General features: G+C 40.0%; 26 protein-coding genes and 1 riboswitch. Of the genes, 13 read left to right on the forward strand and 13 right to left on the reverse strand.

What is annotated here, in order from left to right; all coding sequences use genetic code 11:
* Window positions 1-66 precede the first annotated feature (66 nt).
* Both BANVL01_RS06685 and BANVL01_RS06690 read left to right on the forward strand, forming a co-directional pair.
* Window positions 67-1263 (forward strand): class I SAM-dependent rRNA methyltransferase, encoded by a 1197-nt coding sequence (locus BANVL01_RS06685; RefSeq protein WP_066083294.1) that lies wholly within the window; start codon window positions 67-69, stop codon window positions 1261-1263.
* Window positions 1264-1479: 216 nt separating this feature from the next.
* The gene (locus BANVL01_RS06690) at window positions 1480-1701 is read left to right on the forward strand and encodes a hypothetical protein (RefSeq protein ID WP_066083296.1); all 222 of its coding nucleotides are present in this window, start codon (window positions 1480-1482) and stop codon (window positions 1699-1701) included.
* Between the two features lie 160 nt (window positions 1702-1861).
* Here the strand turns inward: BANVL01_RS06690 and BANVL01_RS06695 are convergent, their stop codons facing one another.
* From BANVL01_RS06695 to BANVL01_RS06720, 6 genes are all read right to left on the reverse strand, one after another.
* Window positions 1862-2779 carry a pseudouridine-5'-phosphate glycosidase gene (locus BANVL01_RS06695; protein ID WP_066083297.1) on the reverse strand — a complete coding sequence of 306 codons (918 nt, stop codon included), beginning with the start codon at window positions 2777-2779 and terminating at the stop codon, window positions 1862-1864.
* Entirely contained in the window at window positions 2776-3897 is a 1122-nt protein-coding gene (locus BANVL01_RS06700; protein ID WP_066083298.1) for a PfkB family carbohydrate kinase, read from the reverse strand. Before BANVL01_RS06700 ends, BANVL01_RS06695 begins: the two co-directional genes overlap by 4 nt.
* 181 nt (window positions 3898-4078) lie before the next feature.
* A complete protein-coding gene (locus BANVL01_RS06705) occupies window positions 4079-5152 on the reverse strand; it encodes an ABC transporter substrate-binding protein (RefSeq protein ID WP_066083301.1) in 1074 nt (357 codons plus the stop codon).
* Window positions 5149-5955 (reverse strand): ABC transporter permease, encoded by an 807-nt coding sequence (locus tag BANVL01_RS06710; protein ID WP_066083302.1) that lies wholly within the window; start codon window positions 5953-5955, stop codon window positions 5149-5151. Before BANVL01_RS06710 ends, BANVL01_RS06705 begins: the two co-directional genes overlap by 4 nt.
* 1 nt (window position 5956) lies before the next feature.
* Complete coding sequence (locus BANVL01_RS06715) at window positions 5957-6760, reverse strand: ABC transporter permease (RefSeq protein ID WP_066083304.1); 804 nt, start codon at window positions 6758-6760, stop codon at window positions 5957-5959.
* Window positions 6750-7859 (reverse strand): ABC transporter ATP-binding protein, encoded by a 1110-nt coding sequence (locus BANVL01_RS06720; RefSeq protein ID WP_066083306.1) that lies wholly within the window; start codon window positions 7857-7859, stop codon window positions 6750-6752. Before BANVL01_RS06720 ends, BANVL01_RS06715 begins: the two co-directional genes overlap by 11 nt.
* A gap of 220 nt (window positions 7860-8079) precedes the next feature.
* On the opposite strand from BANVL01_RS06720, the gene BANVL01_RS06725 reads away from it, so the two are divergent.
* Window positions 8080-8787 (forward strand): MBL fold metallo-hydrolase, encoded by a 708-nt coding sequence (locus BANVL01_RS06725; protein ID WP_066083309.1) that lies wholly within the window; start codon window positions 8080-8082, stop codon window positions 8785-8787.
* 14 nt (window positions 8788-8801) lie between these two features.
* Window positions 8802-9389, forward strand: a complete 588-nt coding sequence (locus tag BANVL01_RS06730) for a TetR/AcrR family transcriptional regulator (RefSeq protein ID WP_066083311.1) — start codon at window positions 8802-8804, stop codon at window positions 9387-9389.
* Between the two features lie 95 nt (window positions 9390-9484).
* On the opposite strand, the gene BANVL01_RS06735 is transcribed toward BANVL01_RS06730, so the two are convergent.
* Complete coding sequence (locus tag BANVL01_RS06735; RefSeq protein WP_066083313.1) at window positions 9485-9994, reverse strand: DoxX family membrane protein; 510 nt, start codon at window positions 9992-9994, stop codon at window positions 9485-9487.
* A gap of 236 nt (window positions 9995-10230) precedes the next feature.
* Between BANVL01_RS06735 and BANVL01_RS06740 the strand changes: the two genes are divergently transcribed.
* Window positions 10231-10848 (forward strand): exonuclease domain-containing protein, encoded by a 618-nt coding sequence (locus BANVL01_RS06740; protein WP_235845495.1) that lies wholly within the window; start codon window positions 10231-10233, stop codon window positions 10846-10848.
* Between the two features lie 57 nt (window positions 10849-10905).
* On the opposite strand, the gene BANVL01_RS06745 is transcribed toward BANVL01_RS06740, so the two are convergent.
* A complete protein-coding gene (locus BANVL01_RS06745; RefSeq protein ID WP_066083317.1) occupies window positions 10906-12000 on the reverse strand; it encodes a citrate synthase/methylcitrate synthase in 1095 nt (364 codons plus the stop codon).
* 107 nt (window positions 12001-12107) lie between these two features.
* Between BANVL01_RS06745 and BANVL01_RS06750 the strand changes: the two genes are divergently transcribed.
* Window positions 12108-12986, forward strand: a complete 879-nt coding sequence (locus BANVL01_RS06750; RefSeq protein ID WP_066083319.1) for a LysR family transcriptional regulator — start codon at window positions 12108-12110, stop codon at window positions 12984-12986.
* 90 nt (window positions 12987-13076) lie between these two features.
* Here BANVL01_RS06750 and BANVL01_RS06755 read toward each other — a convergent pair whose 3' ends face one another.
* Together BANVL01_RS06755 and BANVL01_RS06760 are read right to left on the reverse strand one after the other, a co-directional pair.
* A complete protein-coding gene (locus BANVL01_RS06755) occupies window positions 13077-13502 on the reverse strand; it encodes a VOC family protein (protein ID WP_066083321.1) in 426 nt (141 codons plus the stop codon).
* A 232-nt stretch (window positions 13503-13734) separates the two neighbouring features.
* Window positions 13735-14259, reverse strand: a complete 525-nt coding sequence (locus BANVL01_RS06760) for a DinB family protein (RefSeq protein WP_066083323.1) — start codon at window positions 14257-14259, stop codon at window positions 13735-13737.
* Window positions 14260-14434: 175 nt separating this feature from the next.
* Between BANVL01_RS06760 and BANVL01_RS06765 the strand changes: the two genes are divergently transcribed.
* Both BANVL01_RS06765 and BANVL01_RS06770 read left to right on the forward strand, forming a co-directional pair.
* Complete coding sequence (locus tag BANVL01_RS06765; RefSeq protein WP_066083326.1) at window positions 14435-15196, forward strand: GNAT family N-acetyltransferase; 762 nt, start codon at window positions 14435-14437, stop codon at window positions 15194-15196.
* A gap of 13 nt (window positions 15197-15209) precedes the next feature.
* Window positions 15210-15902, forward strand: a complete 693-nt coding sequence (locus BANVL01_RS06770; RefSeq protein ID WP_066083328.1) for a copper homeostasis protein CutC — start codon at window positions 15210-15212, stop codon at window positions 15900-15902.
* Window positions 15903-15959: 57 nt separating this feature from the next.
* On the opposite strand, the gene BANVL01_RS06775 is transcribed toward BANVL01_RS06770, so the two are convergent.
* Both BANVL01_RS06775 and BANVL01_RS06780 read right to left on the reverse strand, forming a co-directional pair.
* Window positions 15960-16535 (reverse strand): QueT transporter family protein, encoded by a 576-nt coding sequence (locus BANVL01_RS06775; protein WP_082804896.1) that lies wholly within the window; start codon window positions 16533-16535, stop codon window positions 15960-15962.
* Between the two features lie 6 nt (window positions 16536-16541).
* A riboswitch (PreQ1 riboswitch) is annotated at window positions 16542-16586 on the reverse strand.
* A gap of 106 nt (window positions 16587-16692) precedes the next feature.
* Window positions 16693-17064, reverse strand: coding sequence for a VOC family protein (locus tag BANVL01_RS06780; RefSeq protein WP_156482205.1), 372 nt, complete (start codon window positions 17062-17064; stop codon window positions 16693-16695).
* Between the two features lie 319 nt (window positions 17065-17383).
* On the opposite strand from BANVL01_RS06780, the gene grpE reads away from it, so the two are divergent.
* The 5 genes from grpE to BANVL01_RS06805 all read left to right on the forward strand — a co-directional run bounded on the left by grpE (window position 17384) and on the right by BANVL01_RS06805 (window position 22720).
* Window positions 17384-17983, forward strand: a complete 600-nt coding sequence (grpE, locus tag BANVL01_RS06785; RefSeq protein ID WP_235845506.1) for a nucleotide exchange factor GrpE — start codon at window positions 17384-17386, stop codon at window positions 17981-17983.
* A 27-nt stretch (window positions 17984-18010) separates the two neighbouring features.
* On the forward strand, window positions 18011-19756 hold the full coding sequence (locus BANVL01_RS06790; protein WP_066083331.1) for an Hsp70 family protein: 1746 nt from the start codon (window positions 18011-18013) through the stop codon (window positions 19754-19756).
* A gap of 11 nt (window positions 19757-19767) precedes the next feature.
* Complete coding sequence (locus BANVL01_RS06795) at window positions 19768-21051, forward strand: hypothetical protein (protein WP_066083333.1); 1284 nt, start codon at window positions 19768-19770, stop codon at window positions 21049-21051.
* Window positions 21044-22228, forward strand: a complete 1185-nt coding sequence (locus BANVL01_RS06800; protein WP_066083335.1) for a tetratricopeptide repeat protein — start codon at window positions 21044-21046, stop codon at window positions 22226-22228. The genes BANVL01_RS06795 and BANVL01_RS06800 overlap by 8 nt, the downstream gene beginning before the upstream one ends.
* A gap of 108 nt (window positions 22229-22336) precedes the next feature.
* The gene (locus BANVL01_RS06805) at window positions 22337-22720 is read left to right on the forward strand and encodes a VOC family protein (RefSeq protein WP_066083337.1); all 384 of its coding nucleotides are present in this window, start codon (window positions 22337-22339) and stop codon (window positions 22718-22720) included.
* 296 nt (window positions 22721-23016) lie between these two features.
* Here BANVL01_RS06805 and BANVL01_RS06810 read toward each other — a convergent pair whose 3' ends face one another.
* Complete coding sequence (locus tag BANVL01_RS06810; protein ID WP_066083339.1) at window positions 23017-23331, reverse strand: DMT family transporter; 315 nt, start codon at window positions 23329-23331, stop codon at window positions 23017-23019.
* Between the last annotated feature and the right edge of the window lie 199 nt (window positions 23332-23530).

Below are 23530 nucleotides of genomic sequence, written 5' to 3' on the forward strand. Positions count from 1 at the left end.
GTGAGTGATATGACTTGAGCTTGTCTACACTATTATAAGGATTAATAAAATAGATGGGACGAACCGATGAATACTGAAATCTGTTTAAAAGTAAAATCAAATTTTGTAAATAAGCTAAAAAGCGGCTATCCGCTTATTCCTAAGGAAGTAATTATCAATGTGAACGATACAGTAAAAGAGGGTTCCATCGTCAAGTTGGTCGACGAAAGGAATCGCTTTATTGGCAAAGGCTATTATGGCAAACAAAATAAAGGACTTGGCTGGGTACTGAGTAGAAAAGAAAACGTCTCTATTGATCAGAACTTTTTTAGGAAAAAGCTTAAAGAAGCGATTAAGGATAGAGAATCATTTTATAAAAATACGGAAACAACGGCGTTTCGGGTATTTAATGGCGAAGGTGATGGAATCGGCGGTTTGACGATTGACTACTTTGCTGGGTATTATTTGTTAACCTGGTACAGCGTGGGTATTTATCACTTTCGGGAATATATTATTCAGGCCTTACAGGAATTAGTGGAATTTAAATCCATCTATCAGAAAAAGCGATTTGATAACGAAGGTAAATATATTGAAGAAGATGACTTCGTCGCAGGTGAAAGGGGTCAGTTTCCGATTATCATCAAAGAAAATGGCGTCAATTTTGCCGTTTATTTGAATGAAAGTGCGATGGTCGGAGTGTTTTTAGATCAAAGAGATGTAAGGCGAACGATTCGGGATGCGTATGCTAATGGTAAGACCGTATTAAATACATTCTCTTATACCGGGGCATTTTCTGTTGTTGCGGCATTAGGCGGAGCCACAAAAACGACAAGTGTGGATCTGGCCAATCGAAGCAGGGGAAAAACGATTGAGCAATTTACTGTAAATGACATTGACCATAAAACACAAGCTATTATTGTGGAAGATGTATTTAATTATTTTAAATATGCGGCCAAAAAACAGTTGAAGTTTGATGTGGTCATCCTCGATCCTCCAAGCTTTGCACGGTCTAAGAAATTTGTCTTTAGTGCGGAAAAGGATTATAAGAATCTTTTAAAAGAAGCAATTGCGATTACAGAGGATAACGGGACGATTGTTGCTTCCACCAACTGCAGTACTTTTGGGATGGAAAAATTCAAGGGGTTTATCGAGACGGCCTTTAACGAAACTGGCCATCGCTACAAACTATTGGAGCAATTTTCACTACCCGCCGATTTCAAAACCATCAAAGAATTTCCCGAAGGAAACTATTTGAAGGTCATATTTATAAAGAAAATGAAATAAGCAAGGGTGTCAAGATAAGGTGTCAAGTACCATGTGAAAAATTCACATGGTGCCTGACACCTTTTTCTATTTTTTAGGGTGTTTTACAAAGCCTTTTTGCCATATAATAGAGGTGAGAGTGTTCACAAAATTGTTGGAATTGTCCTGTTGTTGGTATTGATATAGGGAAAACGAATGAATAAACAAATAAATGGAATGTTTTAGGAGGAGAAAGAAATGATTAGAGCGGCTGCTGCGGGTGTTATTGGTTTTATCCTTATTTTTATCGAATCGATGATTGTGATGAAGTTAAAAGGTTACGCGACGATTGAGTTTGGCGGCTTAGCTCCATTCATCAACGTCTGGGCAATGAATTTCTTTTTTGTCTTTGCGATCCTCACACAGGTGAACAATTGGTATATGAACAAGGAAAGTTTAAAAGAAGATAATAGCTTTTAAACAAATGGACTTTGATTGAGAAGAGGGACTTCCTATGGAAGTCCCTCTTTGTATATAATGTCTAAATGACCAGTGTCCTCACTGGGTGGACAAGTGTCCACGAGCGGTGCCTGACACCATTGAAGTGACACCATTGAAGACCCATAAATATAACTACTTACTATTTTTTCATTGCCTCAAACTGAACAGCAATTTTTGCGCCAACTACGGCGTTGTTATAAACAAGTTCGATGTTGGATTCTAGGCTCTTTCCGCCAGTTAGTTCTTTAACTTTTCCTAAAAGGAATGGTGTTACATCTTTACCAGCGATGTGTTTTTCTTCTGCTTCCTTCAATGCTGTCTCAATTACATCCGTGATAGTCTTTTCATCCATTGCATGTTCTTCAGGGATTGGATTAGCGATGACTGCTCCGCCTTTCAGATTTAAATCCCATTTTGTCTTTAAAGTAGCGGCTACAGTTTCAACATCGTCTGCACGGAAGTTGACTGGGAATTGGCTTGTTCTTGTATAGAAGGCAGGAAGGACATCTGTTTGATAGCCAATAACCGGTACGCCCTTTGTTTCAAGATACTCCATTGTTAAGCCTAAATCTAAAATTGATTTTGCCCCAGCGCAAATGACTGCTACGTTTGTTTGTGCTAATTCTTCTAAATCAGCGGAAATGTCCATTGTTGTTTCAGCCCCACGGTGTGCGCCGCCAATTCCACCGGTAACGAAGATATTAATTCCGGCTAACTCTGCACAGATCATCGTCGCTGCAACGGTTGTTGCGCCTTTTTTCTTTGTTGCAATCAAGTAAGCTAAATCACGACGTGATGCTTTTGCAACATCGGAACTCTTTCCAAACATTTCGAGCTCGTCATCTGATAAACCAATTTTAATTTGTCCATCTAAAATCGCAATTGTTGCTGGAACTGCTCCGTTATCGCGAATAATTTGTTCAACCTTACGAGCTGTTTCTACGTTTTGCGGATATGGCATGCCGTGAGAAATAATAGTCGACTCTAAAGCTACTACCGGTTTTCCTTGTTCTTTCGCTGCACGTACTTCTTCTGCTAATGTAATATACTGTTTCATGATAATTCCTCCATGTCTTTTTGTAGTTGAGTTGGTGATAAATCCTGGCGAACAGTGTAGGCGGATTGCAATGTCTTAGAAGCATTGACAGTGCCTGCTTTGGCAATATCGGTCAACTTATGACCTTCAAGCCACGAGTAAATGACAGCAGAGGAAAAAGCGTCTCCGGCCCCCGTGACATCAACAATTTCTTTTGTTTCAATCGAAGGAATATGAAAAATCCCTTCTTCTTTATTTCCAATCATGGCGCCTTTTTTTCCATTGGTAATTACTACATTGGCGATACCGAGTGAAAGCCATTTCTCTAGTGCTTGTCTCCACTCGTCTTTTGTTTTGATTTCGCAATTTAAATACGTTTCTGACTCATCGCGGTTGGTAATTAACCAGGTCACTCCATCTAAATCAGCAGGAAGCCTGCTCATTTTCGGAGATGAAACCGGTATCAAAACAATCGGCCGTTCATGGATTTTGGCAAAATTGCATAAATACTGCAATGTTTCCTTCGGGCAATTTAGATCGGCCATGATACATTTTGCCCGACTCAATAAAATATCTTGTTTACGGAGTAAGTCAGGTGTGATCTCCTCATAGACTTCCATATCGGCAAGCGCGATGATTAATTCTCCATTTGTGTCAAGTACCGCCGTGTAGGAGCCAGTTGACATTCCCGGGATTTGTGTCACTTGATCTAGGTTCATATATAGTGATGATGATTCGGCAATGAAAGACCAATCGCTGTCTGATCCACTAGTTGTTAATAATGTCACTTTGGCACCAAGGCGTCCAAGATTTTCGGCGATGTTCCGCGCAACTCCTCCAACACTTTGTGAAGATTGAATCGGGTTGGAAGTACCAAGCTGAGCTTTCGCTTTCACATGGAGTTTTCGATCTACATTGGCTCCGCCAATACAAATGATCTGCTGGGACTCATTTAATACGTAAGCTCTGCCTACAATATGACCTTTTCTAGTTAAACCGGAAATAATATTGGCAATCGAAGGTCGAGATAACCCTAAGATTTCTGCAATCTCCTGTTGCGAAATATAAGGATTTTTACGAATCAAATCGAAAATCAACTGTTCCTTTTCGGTCAATTTTTCAAAATCTTTTTCAGCCACATAATCACCACCTAAACATTTGTTTACTTTATAAACTTATGTTCATAGTATACTCCTGACAAATTCAAAGGTCAACCATCATTTTTTAACTTAGCCTAAACTTTCATAACAAATTCATGATCAGGAAGAAAAAAGCGCCTCAATCTTCGGATTCATGAAGACTAAGGCGCTTGCGCTATTCTTATTTCCTGTGCATTTTAAATTGCAAAAACAGCTCGTTGTAATAGGCTAGGTTCTTTTTACCAAGGTTTTCGTATACTTCTAGCTTTTCTGTCAGCTCTGGGGATGGATAGAACCGTTCATCCTCGACCACTTCTTTGGGCATGTATTTTAGAGCGCCCTTGTTAGGCGTCGAATAGCCGACGTAATCGGTATTTTTAGCGGCAACCTTTGGATCAAGCATGAAGTTAATGAATTTATGGGCTGCCTCGATGTTTTTCGCTGTTTTCGGGATGACCATATTATCAAACCAGAGGTTAGAACCTTCCTTTGGTACCACATAGTCTAAATCCTCATTTTCTGACATGATTTCCGAGGCATCACCTGACCAGACTAGACCGACGGAAGCCTCTTGATTGGCGAGGAGCATTTTGATTTCATCGCCGACAATCGCTTTGATATTCGGTGTGAGCGTGTCGAGCTTTTCCTTTGCCTCGACTAGATGCTGTTTGTTTGTATCATTAAGCGAATAGCCCAGACTGTTTAGACCCATGCCGATTACCTCGCGGGCACCGTCGGTTAATAAGATTTCATTTTTTAAATCAGGATCCCAAAGGTCATTCCAGCTGGTAATTTCCTTGCCGTGCAGCATCTTTGGATTATAAACGATGCCGACGGTTCCCCAAAAATAAGGGATGGAATATTTATTCTCTGGGTCAAACTGCAAATCCATAAACCGTTTATCAATATGTTTTAAGTTGGGCAGTTTCGAATGATCCAACGGGATGAGCAAATCCTCTTGACGCATTTTATCAATCATATATTCAGATGGAACAGCGATATCATAATTTGTACCGCCTTGTTCGATTTTGGTCATCATCGCCTCATTGGAGTCAAACGTTTCATAAATGACTTTGATTCCCGTTTCTTTTTCAAACTTCTTGATTAAATCCGGATCAATATAGTCGCCCCAGTTAAAAACCGTCAGCGTGTTGCCGCCGGAATAACCCTGCGATGAATTCAAACTAGAAATCGCATAAAGAAGCACGGCCGAAACAACAGCAATGAACAGAAAAAAACGGACAAGTTTGTTCATCGTTTACGCACCCCCATTCCATTAGGCTTGTTACGCTGGGTAATAAAGTAATAGATCACCACTAGCAGCAAGGTAAATAGGAACAGCAGGGTGGATAAGGCATTGATATTTAGGGAAATACCCCGGCGCGCTAAGGAATAAATCTCAACTGAAAGTGTAGAAAACCCATTCCCAGTTACAAAAAAGGTTACAGCAAAATCATCTAATGAGTACGTTAACGCCATAAAGAAGCCGGCGAAAATTCCTGGTGTAATAAACGGGATAATCACCTTCGTCACTACGTTCCAGCTGCTCGCTCCTAAATCGCGGGCGGCATCAATCAACGTCGGGCTCATCTCCATTAATTTTGGCAGTACCATCAAGACGACAATCGGAATGCTAAAAGCAATATGGGATAACAAAACGGAATAAAAGCCAAGTTTCAGCCCGGCCATCGTGAACAAAATTAAGAACGAAGCGCCAATAATAACATCTGGACTGACGATCAACACGTTGTTTAACGATAATAAAGTATTTTTTGTTTGCCTTTTTTTCGCCTGATGAATCGCTAAAGCTCCAAGCACACCAATGATGGTGGAGAAGAGCGCTGATAAAAAAGCAACCACAATTGTATTTAAAACGATGATCAACAGTCTCGTATCTTGAAACAGCTCGCGGTACCATTCTAATGAAAAGCCCTTAAAATTATACATCGTTTCGCCGCTGTTGAAAGAGAAGATGACAAGAAAGAAAATCGGTGCATACAGGATAAAAAAGATGACCGCAAGAAATATTTTTGATAAAGGGGTTATTTTTTTATCCATTCTACACACCTCGCTTTCGGGTACCAGTAACGACCATAATCAGCACCATAATAATAATTAAAAAGACCGCAATCGTTGAGCCCATGCCCCAGTCCTGTGTTACAAGAAAGTGCTGCTCAATCGATGTTCCAAGTGTAATCACGCGGTTACCGGCGATTAATCTCGTTAACATGAACAATGAAAGCGCAGGAATAAAGGTTACCTGACAGCCGGACTTTACTCCGTCAATCGTTAATGGAAAAATAACGCGGCGAAAGGTTGTCCATTTAGATGCCCCTAAATCATTGGCAGCATCGATAAAGGTCGGGTTCAATTCATTTAAGGCGTTAAAAATCGGCAAAATCATGAAAGGGATAAAAATATATACCGATACAAACACAAAGCTGAAATCGGTAAATAAGATTTGCCTTGAACCAATGCCAATCATTTTTAAAAAGCTGTTTGCAGCGCCATACGTTCCAAAAATACCGATGAAAGCATAGGCTTTTAACAATAAATTTATCCACGACGGGACAATAATTAATAACAGCCATAATTGTTTATGTCTGGTTTTTGTAAGTAAATATGCTGTTGGGTAGGAAATCAACAGTGAAATAGCTGTAATCAAAAACGCATACCAAAACGAGCTGAGCGTCATTTTTAAGTAAACGGGTGTGAAAAACTTTTGATAATTGACGAATGAAAAATTCCCCTCAATATCAAAGAAGGAATAGTAAAGAACAAGTAAAATCGGCACAACCACAAATAGAAGTATCCACAGCAGATAAGGAATCCGGTAAAGACCGCGGGTTCGTTTATTCTCCATGGCGGTCCACATCAGCATAGGTTTCTAAACGGCGGTCGAATTCTTCCTCTGTTTCACCATGGCGCATAACATGAATGGCCTCCGGGTCAAAATAAAGTCCGATTTTACTGCCAACTGCCGCCTTTTTCGTGGAATGGACAAGCCATTCATTACCATCCTTATCGTAGCAGCTTATTTCATAATGAACACCCCGGAACAGCTGGGAATCAACGCGGACCTGGAGCTTGCCCCGCTCTAACGTAGTGATTTCCAAATCCTCGGGACGGATAATAATTTCAACCGCTTCGTTCACGTTAAAACCTTTGTCAACACATTCAAACTCTCTACCGACAAATTCCACTCGAAAATCTTTCAACATTTTTCCATCAACAATATTCGATTCACCAATAAAGTCCGCAACAAAACGGTTAATCGGCTCATCATAAATATCAGTTGGTGTGCCGCTTTGCTGAATTTTCCCTTTATCGATGACAAAAATTTCATCGGACATCGCGAGTGCTTCCTCTTGATCGTGAGTGACGAAGATAAAGGTAATCCCCAGACGGCGCTGAAGCTCACGGAGTTCATATTGCATCTCGGTCCGCAGCTTTAAATCGAGAGCGGAAAGCGGCTCATCAAGAAGGATGACTTCTGGTTCGTTGACAATTGCCCGAGCGATAGCGACACGCTGACGCTGACCGCCGGACATTTCGCGGATTTCCCGGTTTTCATAGCCTTTGAGGTTAACAAAGCTAAGTGCTTCCTTTACCTTCCGCTCTATTTCAGCATTTTTCATTTTTTTGATGCGTAATCCGAAGGCCACGTTTTCAAATACATTCAAATGTGGAAAAAGGGCGTAATCTTGAAAAACCGTATTTACCTGGCGCTTATTGGCCGGTATGGCATTGATTTTTTTTTCGTTAAAATAAATTTCTCCATTGGTGGGCTCGATAAATCCAGCGATTAACCTTAGAATCGTTGTCTTGCCGCATCCAGAGGGGCCAAGAAGGGTATAAAATTTTCCGCGCTCAATCTCAAAGCTTACATCGTCAAGAACTGGCGGATCGTTATCATATTGCTTAGTAACATTGTTAAATTGAATAATAGCAGCGTTTGTCATGGCAGCCACCTCCGTCTATAAAAGTAACTTTCTCTTTATTGATTCGGGAACAATTATACAGTATGTGTCTAAAAATTCAATATTTGTTTATTATTTAACAACGCGCATAAAAAAACCATTTTAAAAATATTTGTAAAAAGGTGGAATAAAATATTGACTTAACTAATATCATTAGTTAAAATAAAACTAACGATATTAGTTGAAGAGGGGATGGCTTATTATGAGGATGATTAAAAATGGTTTTTTATATCAAGTGACATTCATGGCAAATGTTTTTCCAGTAAATTGCTATCTGGTCGAAGAAGAAGACGGGTTAACCTTGATTGATGCTGCACTTGGTTTTTGCACAAAGGGGATTATGAAGGCGGCTGAAACAATCGGCAAGCCGATTACAAAAATTTTGTTGACACATGCACATGAGGACCACGTCGGTGCATTAGATTCGATAAAGGACTTACTGCCTGAGGTACTGGTTTATATTTCAGTTCGAGATCACAGATTAATGAATAACGACCGTTCTCTAGATTCACATGAGGAGCAAACGCCGATTAAAGGCGGTGTACCGAAAAAATTAAAAACGCGAGCGAATATTTTATTGAAAGAAGGCGACCTGATTGGCTCATTGACAGCAATCGAAACGCCGGGACATACCCCAGGGTCGTTATCGGTTTTCGATTTGCGGACGAAGGCATTGATTGCTGGTGATGCCTTCCAGACAAGAGGCGGAATTGCGGTCGCGGGAGATATAAAGCCATGGTTCCCGTTCCCGGCCTTCGGTACATGGAGTAAGAAAACGGCGCTAGTGAGTGCAAAGAAACTAGTGGGCTATGAACCTAAGCTTCTTGCAGTTGGCCATGGAGAAATGGTCGATAATCCTGTGAAAGTTATGGATCAAGCGATTGAAAATTTAGAACGGAAAATAGGATAAAGGAGTAGCTAAGAATGTCACCTAGACCAAAAATTGGACTTGATTTAACGACGATACTGGAAACAGCAGGGGTACTAGCAGATCAACAAGGTATTCAGGAGATTACACTGGCGAATCTTGCTAAGAAATTGGGGATTCGCCCTCCTTCATTATATAACCATTTTGACGGTTTGCCAGGGCTGAGGAAAAAGCTGGCGATATATGGAATTGATATGCTTTATTCGAGAATGGCTGATGCAGCGATTGGGGTGTCAGGCACCGAAGCCGTACTAGCGGTTAGTCAAGCCTATGTCAATTTGGCCCGGGAGCACCCAGGAGTTTATGAGGCGACCTTGCTCGCACCGGACCCAGAGGATGTTGATGTGCAGCAGGCAGGGGAAAAAATCGTAGAACTGTCCGTCCGTATTTTGCAGGCATATCATTTAGAGGGTGCTAGTGCTTTACACGCTGTCCGGGGATTGCGCAGCATTCTACATGGATTTTCTGCGTTGGAGCAAAGGGGCGGCTTTAAGATGGCACTGGATTTAGATGAGAGCTTGATGATCATTATTAAGGCGTTTCTTGCTGGATTTGCTGGTGATTCTCTAACAACCCCCGAATAAAATTACACCCGATGTGCTTAAAATTTCAATATTGTTTTATTTCAAAAAAACAGCCTCTCTTCTCGTGATAAGAAGGAGGCTGTTTACTTGATTTGCTAGGCAGTTTGTTTTACCTTCTTGTTACCTTTAAATGCAGTGTTGCGGATGAATGGGATTACCCAGCGGTCAAGACCAATGCGGCCTGCATTGAAGCCTGCGAACAGAATTATCGCACCGATGAAAAGGTCTGTAGGAATATGAGATACTGTTCCGGCTAGGAAGAACGAGAAGTTCATTACAAGACCGAAGAACATTGCTGCGGTTGTTAAGCAGCCAAGAATTAGCCCAAGTCCGATTAAGAATTCGCCAAGTGGAACGATTGTGTTAAAAATATCTACGTTTGGTAAAGCGAAATGCTTTAAGAAATCAACATACCAGCCATAAACCATGGCGCCATCAGGGCCTTTAACAGGATTGGCAATTACAGCTTTTAAATATCCAGATGCATCAAATCCGCCTGTCAGTTTGTGGAACCCAGCTGTTAACCAAGAATAACCGATATATAACCGAAGAACTGTCAAAATTCCAGCGGCAACTTTGTTTTCTCTTAACCAATTGACTACCATGTGAAACACTCCTTAGTAATTAGGTTTTATATATTAAGTACACTGTTAATATAACAAATTAATTTTAAAAATAGGGAAGTTTGCTCAATAGTTCACATTTCTGTAAAAATGATTTGAACATTTTGTTACAAGCAGGTGTTGGAAACTAAGACTATTTGGTTATCAATAGGGATATTTAGGAGATGTATTAGTTGGGTAAGCTTTGTTATAATAGTGGAAAACATAAGTATTAAGGAATGATGATGGTGCCTAGCATAGAAAAATATGGTTTGCTTTTGGATGTGGAAACGACCGGATTGGGTCCTACTAAAGATGAAGTGATTGAACTGGCATTAAAGTTATTTACTTATCGATCCGATTCTGGGGAAATCATCGAAATAATTGAGGAAGATTCCTTTTTACGGGAGCCTTTATCGACATCAGCCCGAAATAATTATGACCAAGCATATAGGGTACATGGGATCCCTTACGAGTTGGTTAGAGGAAAAAGCTTTTATGATGGTAAAGTAAAGACCTATTTTCATCGTGCGGACACTGTGTTTGCACACAACGCTTCTTTTGATCGCAGCTTTCTTTATCACATGTATCCCGAGGTCAACGAATTAAAATGGTATTGCACGATGAGAAATATCCCTTGGAAAAACTATGGGTTTTCAAATGGTAAGCTCTTGACTCTCTTACAAGCACACAATATCACAAATTACCAAACACATAGAGCGCTGGATGATATTACATACTTAATGGAACTGCTTAAAAAAACAAGTCCGAACGGGAACCTCTATCTTCAAGAAGTACTTGAAAAAGGACCAATGAGAAAGTATCAGCCAGCAGCAGCACGAACAAAAATGGGATAAAACTAACCCCAACGCCAAAAACTGCGTTGGGGTTAGTTTTAGTGCCTGACACCATAACTACGATTTATTGTGGATCCCAATATATTTAGATTGTGGTCTATAGATGGTGTTGTTTTCTGCTTGTTCTAGAACGTGTGCCGTCCATCCGACCATTCTGCTTGCAGTAAAGGTAGGGGTGAAAAGTTTCGCATCCATATTGATTGCTTTCATGATGGCCGCAGCATAAAACTCTACATTTGTATAAAGCAATCGACCGGGCTTCAGCTCCGCTAATAACTTAACAGCCGTATTCTCTACTGTCATCGCTAGGTCAAGCCACTCATTCTCACCAACCAGCTCCATTAATTTTGCTTTTAATGCAACTGCTCGTGGGTCATGCGTTTTATACACCCTGTGTCCAAACCCCATTAATTTTTCCCCGCGCAAAACCTTTTCTCTAATTACCTTTTCGGCATCTCCAACCATAGCAATTTCATCCAGAAGTTCGATGACTCCTGAAGGAGCTCCGCCATGAAGCGGACCCTTCATTGTTCCGACAGCTGATGTGATTGCCGAAACTAAATCTGATTCAGTGGATGCTGTAACCCTGGCAGAAAAAGTGGAGGCGTTCATTCCATGCTCTAAGGTTAGGATCATATAGATTTCGAGGGCCTCGATATGGGCAGTTATAGGCACTTTACCATTTAGCATATACAAGTAATTTCCAACAAAGTCTAAATCGCTTCGAGGTGGAAAAAAACTTTGCCCCTCTAAAAATCTTTTTCGATAGGCGATAATTGTAGGAACCAACGCTGTTAACCGGATAGCCTGTGAAACACTAGGTTTCCATCCATAATCCAACTGACCGCCTTCAGCGGAAATAGCAGTTCTGATAACACTCATTAAATCCATGGCGGGCGGGAGTTGGTCGATGGCTACCTTTACATATTCGGGTAATTCACGGTTAGATTTCAACTCGTCTTTTAGCGCGCTTAACTGTTCCTCATCAGGTAAGTGGCCGAACCAAAGAAGATAGGCTGTTTCCTCAAAAGAAAATCCTTTCGTAATCTCACGTATTTCGTACCCTCGATAAAATAACCGGCCATTTTCTCCATCAATATGACTGATTAATGTTTCCGCCGCAACAATTCCCTTCAACCCTTTCTGAATCATAAAAATCGCTCCCTTCCTTATTTAGTGTTATTTTATAGGAAAAGAATAATTAAGAATATTGAATATTTTAGAAGTGATTAATTAAAATTTTTAATAAGGAGCGATATATGGAATTTCAATGGATAAATACCTTTATTACGGCTGCTGATTGTGGCAATTTTCGCAGAACAGCAGAGATCCTATATATTTCACAGCCTTCCGTAACGGTTCATATTAAACAACTGGAAAAAGAATTGGGAACTCAATTGTTTCATCGTGAAGGGAAAAAAATTAAACTGACGGAGGAGGGGAAAAGATATTTAGTTCATGCAACTAGATTGCTGGAGGTTTATCAACATGGTCTAGAGGATCTATCTTCCTTTAGTCAAGGATACACAAGGAAATTATCACTCGGTATCTCACCCCTAATCGCGGATACCATCTTACCCTACGTTCTGAAGAGCTATACCAAGCAGTACCCGGAAGTGGAGATTTCAGTAAAAATTATTGAATCTGTTGACATTGAGCAGGCGGTCTTAAAGGAGGAGATAGATCTAGGATTGTCTTGCTTAAACAGTAATCATCCAAGTTTGAATAGTGAGCTTTTATATAAAGATAAAGTCATATTGGTTGCACAGCATGATGGGAGGGATGCCGAATCAGCTCCCCCGTTAGATGAAGAGGAAGTATTAACATCCAACTATCTATTAACCCACAATCATCCTGGTTATTGGGAGCATCTTTGCAGAGTAGTGAAAATTAAATATCCAAGTATAAGAATGATGAAAGTTTCGCAAGTCCATATTACGAAAAGGTTTATTGTTGAGGGATTGGGGGTATCATTCCTACCGACATCAACGGTCAGGAGAGAATTATTAGAAGGAAGATTACTAGAGGTCGATTGTCATTCGATCGCAATGCCCGAAGCTAACACATATGCCGTTATGAAATATGATCATTCCAAACAAAAGGAATTTTTTACGTTTATTTCTAACTTTAGATTGTAGGTTTTGTGTCTGCTAAGTTAATGACCTACAAAAAAGAAAAACGGCTCTGTCGCAATCGATGCGAACAGAGCTGTTTTGTTTTGATACAATCTATTGTCGACCTTCAGTGAAAATTTGAAAGGTAATTCCGAACTTGTCTGTTACATTGCCGTAAGCTGGGCTGAAGAAGGTTTCTTGCAGCGGCATACCCACTTGACCGCCATCCTTTAACGCATCAAAAAACTTATGAGCCATTGCAGCATCGTCAGTTGTAATACAAATCGAAACTTGTGATCCGCTTTGATGTGGCTGGCCAGGGAATGTATCAGAAAACATTAACTCTGTTTCACCCACTTTTATTGTCGCGTGACTCACACGGTCCTTTGCTTCCGCAGGTATAGGAAATTCTGGGTTTTCCGGCATTTCGCCGAAAGATTGGTGAAAGAGAACCTCAGCATTCAATGCTTCTTTGTAAAAATGAATCGCTTCCTTTGCATTTCCGTCCATTACTAAATAGGGAATTAATCGTACCGTCATTAATAATCAGCTCCTTAAGTTCTTTGTATCGATAGGTTGATAGCCAGGCATTAGGTAGTTGTCAATGAATGCAGCCCACTACATATTATTACCGATAATTCCATTATAAAACACAGAACTAACGTTCGCAAGATTAAATTCTTACTAAACCGAAAAAAACGAGAGTGTCCACCCCGGGCGGACATTTGTCCACGAGTGGTGCCTGACACCATTTTCACTACAATCAAAGGGTTTATTTCAATTCTGGCAGGTATCTTTCATGAATGATTTTCAGGTGGTGGATGGCATGGCCAGCGATGATGTAGGCGATGGCTCGGGTGGTGATTTCGGTTTCGTTGGCAATACCCTTTTTGGCCCATGCCTTTTCCGGCATATTCATAATTAACGTGATCGTGGCATTTCGTGTTGCTGCAAAATCCTCGAGGATATTTTTATTCGGAAGATAATCGAACTGAGACCCCGCAATAAAATCGTTCTCGTCAAATCCTGCCAAGGGTGTCTGGTCACCGCGACCAATTCGCAGCAGGCGGTAACTCATGATTCTTTCAGTGTCTGCCATATGGCCAAGGACTTCTTTAATACTCCATTTACCTTGGGCATAACGGAAATGACCGTTATCCTCTGATAATCCTTCAAGAAGTGCAGTCATCTCCGCTAAATTTTCCTTCAAAATCAGTAAAAGGTCACCATCCGAAACAAGTTTTACATAAGGTACGTAATACTCAGGATATTCATTTTCTAATGGGCGTTGTAACACTCCGTTCTCTCCCCTCTAATCTCACGATATAACCTTACAAATTAATCCTATCATAATTCACGAAAAAATCGAAAAATTAATCAGCAATTTCCAATCACTGAATTTGTATTCCTGTCTCTATTTTTATTAAAATCATAATAATGATAGGGGTTTAAATGGAGAAAGGCAGTGAGTTATGCACAAAAAATTATTTGTAGAAGGTTTACTTGGCAAAACCTTTAAAATACTAAATGGCTTTCCATCCTACATTACTTTCGAACAAAAAGAAAAACCAACAGGCCTCATTTCAGAGCAAGACCTCACAAACTTGCTTGATCTGTGTTCGAAGTGGGGATTAGAACGAATTGGTGTGTCTTTGGAAAGGACGGCCGCAGAATTTGATTACCTATCAGAATTGTTCCTAAGAAACGGGTTTGAACATTTTTCCTCTAGGATTGAGGTTTATAAAGATTTAACGAACCTTGATAAAGGGGAAACACCGTTTACTTATGCTGCCTTAGCTGATCAAAGCTATTCAGAATCTGAATTTAAATCCCTCTGGGAAAGTTGTATGTCAGGTTCAGATAATAAACCCTCTTCCTTAACAATGGATCAGCACCTAATGTCGGTTAAAAGCGAACTAGGGGAAGACTGGGAAGAATCATGCCATGTATATTATTTGCAAAATAACCCGATTGGAATTTCCATCCCGCACCTCGAGCCGGGTACAATGGATGAGGGGAGATTGTTTTATTTTGGACTAATACCTGAAGCGAGAGGGCAAGGTTTTAGTACTGCCCTGCACCTTCAATCGTTATTGACACTAAAGGAAATGGGGGCAACCTACTACATTGGGAGTACCGAAATTGCCAATAAGAAAATGAAAAGAGTATTTGAGAAAAATGACTGTATTACCCGGACACAAACAGAATCGTATTACAAATATTTTTCCAATTAAGAAGGGTTGAAAAATGAGCAAAGTAGAAATTATTGTCTTAAATCAAGAAGATGCAAAAACGGCTGAAGCAAATGGGGCGGACCGACTTGAGTTAGTTTCCGCAATCGCCGAAGGCGGCCTGACGCCAAGTTACGGAACGATTAAAACGGTTGTGAAAAGTGTGGAGATTCCCGTTATGGTAATGGTTCGGCCTCACAGCTATTCATTTGAATACCGTAAGAGTGAATGGGATGCTATTAGAGAAGATATTAAAATAATTCAAGAGTTAGGTGCTGCAGGAATCGTTTTTGGAGGGTTAACCGAAAAGAATACAGTTGATTTTGAGATTCTCGCCATGGTTTTAGAAGAAGCGCAAGGTCTTTCCGTAACCTTTCATCGAGCCATTGATCAAACGGATGCTTTAGAGGTGTATAAGTCTCTTTGCCACTCGCTATATCATGTAGATCGGATTTTAACTTCAGGTGGAAAACCAACGGTCCTCGAAGGACTTGACCCATTAAAGAAGATGTTAGCGGAGTCGAAGAAAACTCCTAATCACCCAATCATCATGCCGGGTTCAGGTCTTACTTCAAGTAATATTGAGTATATACATAAACAACTCCAGGCATCGGAATACCATTTTGGCTCAGCAATAAGAATGAATGGGGATTTTCGCAATCAAATAAATGGGGATGAAATCCAAAAGATAAAAAGAATGATCAACTAGTTCACAACAAAAAAGAGTTGCTGCTTTTTTCAGTTTTAGCAGCAACTCGTATTGTGTTTAAACAATTTTTTCAAAATGGACGCGTTTGTTAATAGCATACATAACCGGCATTCCGACGGCCATCACGACGAATTCACTAACGGCTGTCGTCAGCCATGTAAACATGAAGGGCCAACCAAACGCCAGGTGAAGTTCAAGGGCGATCAAGAACATTGTAAACGTGAAGACGAGTGTATTGACGACCATTCGTGCCCAGATGCCTTTGATAAAGCGGGCGCAGATAATCGCGATCAACAAGGCAATCACCGACTGGCCGACACCGAAAATTAGATCATAAGCCTTCAATGGTGAAAAGAATAAATTCGTCAAAAATACACCAAGAACGATTCCATAAATGTACTTTTTGTTAAAAACGATAAGATGATTAAACATTTCCGAGACACGGAACTGGACTTGGGTAAAGCCAAACGGCTGAATTAAGGCTGAAACAGCAATATATAATGCGGCGACAATCCCGCCCACAACAACTCCATGCACTTTGTTGTGTGCCTTGCCGGCTGCAGCAGTTTCAACAGAACCAATACCTGGTTTGGCACCAATTGGTTGTGCTACTGTGTTAGTTGTTTTCTCCATATTCATTTCTCCTTAGTTTTTTTTCGTGGGAGGATCTCGAACCACGTTAAGGTAAGATGCTTGCAAACTAATATATTAATACTAATAATAGCATGAGTCAATGACAGTTTTTTCAAAAGAATAAAGGAAGCCATCCAAAACGGCTTCCTTTGCAGCACTAACTTTGTACTTCGCTCATTAGTGCATGGGTATTGTCTTCTGTATCTTTGAAGAACGTCATCCATGTTTCTGTTTGCCCCATTTTGGCGACAATGTGCGGTTCATCGATAAAGCTGACCCCTTTTTCAACTAATCCTTGATAGCTTTCCTTAATATCCGCAACTTGAAAATAGATAACCGAACTTGGGTGAGCAAATTGCTCCTGTTCAGGAAGGCTTAGCAGAAGGCGCAGGCCATTACATTCAAAGAATGCCATCGTTTCAGTATTGAACAGCAGAGGAAGTTCCAGTAAATCCTTATAAAAGGTAGTCGCTCTATTAATATCCTTCACGGGCACACCAATTTGTCCAATATTTTTAATTTTAGTCATCAGCCTATCTCCCATCCTAAATAATCCAATCTCATAAATTATAATTTAAATACTCTTACTTTTCAAAAAAAACCTTGCCTCGGAGCATTATTGAGAAGAGAGAAGCTAGACAACTATTTTCCGTGAATATTTGCTGAAATTTTGACGGTAATGTTCAAATATTGTCATATCGTGGTAAAATTGGACTATAAAAAAAATTCAAAAATTATAAAAGTATGACGCATGTATCCGCTTTAAAAAGGCGAATTTAGTAGTTAACGTTTTTTATCAGTTTATCGAACTTGCGACATAACTTTCTGGGGGGAAGCAAACAGTGACGATGGATAGCCTATATATTGAAAAATTTAAAAAGCAGTTACAAGAGTTAAAGCCAATCCAACCGTTAGACCTCGAATCGAATCCTGAAGTTTCTCAAGGCGATTTTCAAGGGTTAATCAATGAATTTAAAGACGAAGTAAAAAAGGGAAATCGTGCTTCCTTTAAACTTCTACAAGAGTTACTGGCAAAATTTGAAGAGTTTTCCGATGTTGCCGCACCGGAAGATAAGGGCGCTTTGGAACAGACGGATAGTAAGGATGAAGGGAAAATAACAGAATTAATCAATCTGACCATCCAAGCGGTGGATTCAATGGATTTAATCTATCAATCTGCATTAAAAACAGACCTTAAAGAATGGGGAACACAAATCGAAAAAGTCATCAACGATTACCTCAAGCTATTGGAGTTGTATGGGATTGAGGAAATTAAGGTATTAGGCGAATTTATTAATGGCGAAACGATGATTAGTATTGGAACAGTCCCTGAGAGTTTCCAAGAGCAATTAAAAAAATTCCAAGTATACGCGGTTCATGAGCGAGGGTTCCGGTTTAAAGAAAACGGTAAATTAATCCGCGAAGCAAAAGTCATCACTATATATTAAAGACAAGAATTTGAGGGGGTCTATAAAATGACGTTAATTGGTATCGATTTAGGAACAACAAACTCAGCAATGGCTTATTTGAAAAATGGAAAACCGGAAATTATTATTAACGATCGTGGTGAACGGACTACTCCGTCTTTTTTCCAAGTTGACCGTGAAAATAAAATCCAAATTGGTGCAGTCGCTAAGAATGCCTATACTAGTTATCCCTGGGAAACTGTTTTAGAAGTCAAGCGTTTAATGGGGACAGAACAGAAAGTTGATGTTTCCGGAAATCAATACCGTCCAGAAGAAATTTCTTCTTATTATTTAAGATACCTAAAGGATTCTGCTGAAAAATTTTTAGGTAAACCTGTAACAGAAGCAGTTATTACGGTTCCTGCCTATTTTTCTGATGCACAGAGAAAGGCAACAAAAATAGCAGGTGAAATTGCCGGATTAAAGGTAGAAAGAATTGTAAATGAACCAACTGCAGCAGCGATTGCTTTTGGGTTTGAAAATATGGACAAGGACCAGCATATCCTTGTTTATGACCTTGGCGGAGGTACGTTTGATGTTTCCGTTGTAGAGTTGTTTTCTGGTGTCGTCGAAGTAAAAGCAAGTGCCGGAAACAACCATCTTGGCGGGATGGATTTTGATAACGCGATAGTAGATTGGTTTGTTAAGAAATATAAAACGGAACAGGGAATTGACTTATTTGGATTTGGAACAGAGCAGGAACTTCTTCAACGTAAGGCCAGGTTAAAGGTTGAAGCGGAGAATGTAAAAAAGGCATTATCTACCCAAAGTTCGGCCCGCTTGAATCTGCCGTTCTTTGCCATTTATCATAATTCACCAATCTCGATTGACGAAGAAATTACTCGAACCCAGTTTGAAAAACTAATAAATAGTCTTGCAGAGTCAACTTTGGAGCAAATTGATAAAGTATTAAAGGATGCCAAACTAACGACTCATGACATCACTGAGATTTTGCTTGTGGGTGGATCAATAAGAATCCCGTTAATTCAAAGATTGGTTGAAATGAAGTTTGGTAAAACACCGAGAAAAGATATAAACCCTGATGAAGCCGTGGCGTTAGGAGCCGCTGTCCAGGCAGGAATTAAAAGCGGAGAGATTGATAGCTCAAAAGGTTTAATGGTTTTGGACGTTTGCCCTTATACACTTGGTGTCGACGTAGTGAAAAATGTAGGGGGAAGAATGGTTTCGGGTTTCTTCGACCCTATTATCCCGCGCAATAGTACGATCCCTGTAACGGAGAGCAATACCTATGTAACGATTGCCGATAATCAGGATGAAATGTACCTAGGGGTTTACCAAGGTGATGATGAGGATCAATACGTAAGATCGGAACTAAGAATTGGCGAAAATGACATTATCATCAGTGGGATTCCAAGAAGGCAAGCAGGGCAAGAGAAAATAGAAGTGAAATTTACCTACGATATTAATGGATTACTTGAAGTAGAGGCGACGATTTTAAGTACTGGTAAGAAGCAAACGGAGGTAATTGATGTCCAAAAAGGTGTCATGTCAAAACCTGAAATTTCTTTAGCGAAAGAAAAGCTTCAACGGGAATGGAATCAGTCGGAATTTTACCACGAAGTAAAAAATGTCATCAATCGTGCGGAAAAAATAATCGATGAAGTAAGTCCTAACGAGCAGGCAAAGATTCACGATATGCTCAGCAATTTAAAAAATGCTTTAAGCCAAAATAATGCCAATCTAGTTAAGAAATATGAAGAAGAATTAACTGATCTATTAATCGAATTAGTATAGAGGGCTGACATATGGAGCAAACCGTGCGATTCTTTAACCTAGCAATAAACTATTTACAGGATGAGCGCTATGAAGAGGCTGCCCTTTTTCTCGAACCTATTGTGAAAGAAAATCCTTCATTAACCGAAGCAAAGTGGGCACTAGGCCTTCTTCACGTGCTCTCTGGTTTTCCACATAAGGCGTTACAACTGTGGGGCCAAATTCAACATTTCGAGGGTCGTAATCTGCTAACCTACCAACAAGCGGTTGAGGAGAAATTACCTCAGTATGATAAATTGTATGCGAAATACAATAAGGCCGTTGAAGGGGTTCAAGTGGAGGATTTTCATCAGGCAAAAGGTATTTTTAAGGAGCTTCTTTCCTATCAGGAGGAAGTTCCACTGCCCATTGATTTTTACCATGGATATCTATTGGTCCAGATTGTCACAGGAGAAGAGGAAAGGGCTTTTCAAGCAATCAACAACTTCCCTCTCTATGTGAAAAACAGTTCCATCATTCGCGAAATAGAAAAAACAATCGGACATCTTGCGCCTAAACAAACATCCTTTGAAGAAATAGCTGTAACCGTGAAAGCATCGAAGAAAGGGCGGTCAAAGGGTCTTTTTATTGCCACAGGTATGGCTGCATCCTTACTAGTTGGTGCTATTGGAACTTGGGCTCTTAGTGAAACAAAAGAAGTGAATAACCAGAAACCAGTCATCCAGCAAAATGCGGGCGATGGAATAAAAGACAGAGTGAAAACAGAGAACCTTGAAAAGGAATTATCTGCTCTTAAGGAAGAGAAAAGCAATTTACAAAATGATTTAGAAGCAAAAAACCAAGAGCTTAGCAAAGAGCAAGAGCTAAGTGAGCTTATCAGCTTTGCCAATCTTGACCGTGAGGAACTATCTGCCAAGGCCGGCTGGAACACTTACAAAAACGGGTTGGCTGCTTTCAAAAATAAAGATTACAGTAAGACCGCTGATCTAATGGAAAAAAGCCTGACTCTGGAGCCGAATGAGTATTTTTCAGATGATGCCTTTTACTTTCTAATAAAATCAAAGCAAAGGCTAAACATGAAGGAGGACCTCCCAGCCCTTTATGACCGCTTTTTTTCACAAACGAGCAGCCATTATGTCTTATCTCCCTATAAAGCTGAATTAATGCTGGGCAATGCCCAATTATTGATTGAACAGGGAAATTCAAAGGATGCCCTGCCATTGCTGGAAAAAATCCAGTCTGAGTATAAACACGACTGGACGGCAGAGGAAGCTGCGTTAATTTTGAACCGGCTAATAGGTGGTCCAAATGATTAGCGCATTGGAGAAAAATTACTATGATTTACTTGGGGTCGATCGGCATGCTTCAGCCATTGAAATTAAGAAGGCTTATATTGCAAAAATTCGCCAATTCCCTAATGAAACTCATCCAGAAGAATTTAAATTATTAACAAAGGCGTACCAAACATTACTTAATGCTGATAAAAAGAGCCAATATGATCTTGAAATAAAGGATAATGGGGTCTATCCGAAGCTGTTAATATTAGCTGAGCAAGCCTACGAAAGCGGAAAATATCAAACTGCCCTTCATCAGCTAGAAGCAATGTTAACGAATTATCCGGATGATTTACAGATACAACAGTATATGGCGATGTGTTATTTCGAGCTTGATAGACTAAAAGATGCTGAACGTTTGTTCCTCCGTTTAGAGGCCAAGTACCCTGATAACGAAAATATTCTTTTTTATCTAGGAATTATCTATAATAAATTTACCAGCTATCATCAGGCAAAAGCAAAGTTTGAAAAATTAATCAGTCTTAATCCTTATGAATCCAATTACTACCTGCAGCTGTCCAACACTTATTATTATTTGGAACAGCATGACGACGCCATTGAAGTCTTGGAAACCTACTTAACTAAAGAACCTGCTATCCATGACTTTCAGATTTTCTCGCAACTGTACTTATTATCGATTTATACAGATAGAAGGGTCAGTCATGATCTCGTGGTGGATAAACTTCTTAATTTGCCGAAGGCGGAAGAAGAGCGACATACATTAATGGGGTTACTGATTGATTTATGCGAAGAGTTGGGGAACGAAAATGCTGCCTATAAGGATTTAGTAACATTGATTAAAGATTTAAATAAACCTGCAATCGCCGAGGTAGACAATTGGCTGCGACAAGCGGAAGCGCAAGTTCGGAGTGATTTAATTTATTTCGGCGACTCGCGGTTGACCTCCAGTGGTTCATATTCAGGCACAAATTCTTATTCAAACAAGCAGAGAGCAAGTTATGACGATGGCAGAGGGTCACTCGTTTTTGCGATTATTTTGGGAATTATCGCTTCCTTCATCCTAACACCAATTGGCGGAATCATTGTCGGAGCGATTTGGTATTTTAATGCGGCCTGGCTAAAAAAGGCGTTATCTGTTATTGGCTGCTTGGTTTTAATATTGATCGTTATCGCCTTTATTATTGCTGCAAATATGTAAAAATAGGGATTGGAAAAGAGGGCTGAATCATGTGTTCAGTCCTTTTTTAAAAATTAATTTGATTCGACAAATTTCATTTGAACACTGAAGAAATGGAGGTTACAAAACATGCTCCACCATCTTGAAATTTATGTTTCCAATCTTACTAAAACCATTGAATTCTGGGAGTGGTTTTTAACGGAATTAGGATACGAACGATATCAGAAATGGGACTCGGGTATTAGTTGGAAGGATCGAGATACTTATCTCGTTTTCGTCCAAGCAGAGGAACGGTTTATGGATGTCCCTTACCATCGCTGCAGGGTAGGATTAAACCATCTGGCATTCCATGCAAAATCGATGGAACAGGTTGATGAAATCACCGAAAAGTTAAAGATGAAGGGAGTAGGAATCCTCTATCAAGATAAGCATCCTTACGCTGGCGGCGACTCTCATTACGCTGTTTATTTCGAAGACCACGATCGGATTAAAGTGGAATTAGTTGCACCTTAGTCTTTATGAGAGGCGGTCTCATGGACCGGAAAAGGCAAAAAGGTGCTCGCTTGGGTCATGAGAGGCGGTCTCATGGACCGAAAAAGGCAAAAAGGTGCTCGCTCGGGTCATGAGAGGCGGTCTCATGGACTGATTTTTTTCAAAAGGACTTGACTGGACTGTTTATCAGTGAATATGCACGATTATCAGCGAATTCCAAAAGTTTATCAGCGAATATTAAGGTTTTTTCAGTGAATCTAAAAAAAGTTTTTGTAAGTCCTCCATTCTTAGTATCTCGTTTGAACCGGCTCTTTTTTTTAAGAAAGAGCTTCTAACCCCATAACTCCAATAATAATCAAAATAACACTAATGATGCGCCAAAAGTTTTTTGACTCGCCAAACAGGAACATGTTAATTAACACAGCACCTGCAGTTCCGATCCCAACCCAAACTGCATAGGCAATACTTACTTGCAAATAATGAAAGGAAGCGTATAAAAAAGCAAAAGACAGACCGAACCCGCCAATATAAAGAATCCCATTGCGAATGGTTTTTCGCTGACTATACAATTTAAGTCCAGCAGCACCAGTGATCTCGCTTGCTGCAGCCAAACAGACAAATAGCCATCCCATTCTCAAAGACGATATAAATCATAATATATTTCCCGTTAGGCGGCTTTCATATTATTTTAGAATACCATAATCATTCAAATGATGGCATGATTTGATTGTGAGTAGAAGGAAACTTATGTAAATAAAACCTTAGTGTGATTTAAATCACGAAAATCCATCCGGTTTATTATTATAATAATCATTAACAGGGGAAAAATAA

Source organism: Neobacillus novalis NBRC 102450 (assembly GCF_001591805.1).
Lineage (GTDB): Bacteria > Bacillota > Bacilli > Bacillales > Cytobacillaceae > Neobacillus > Neobacillus novalis.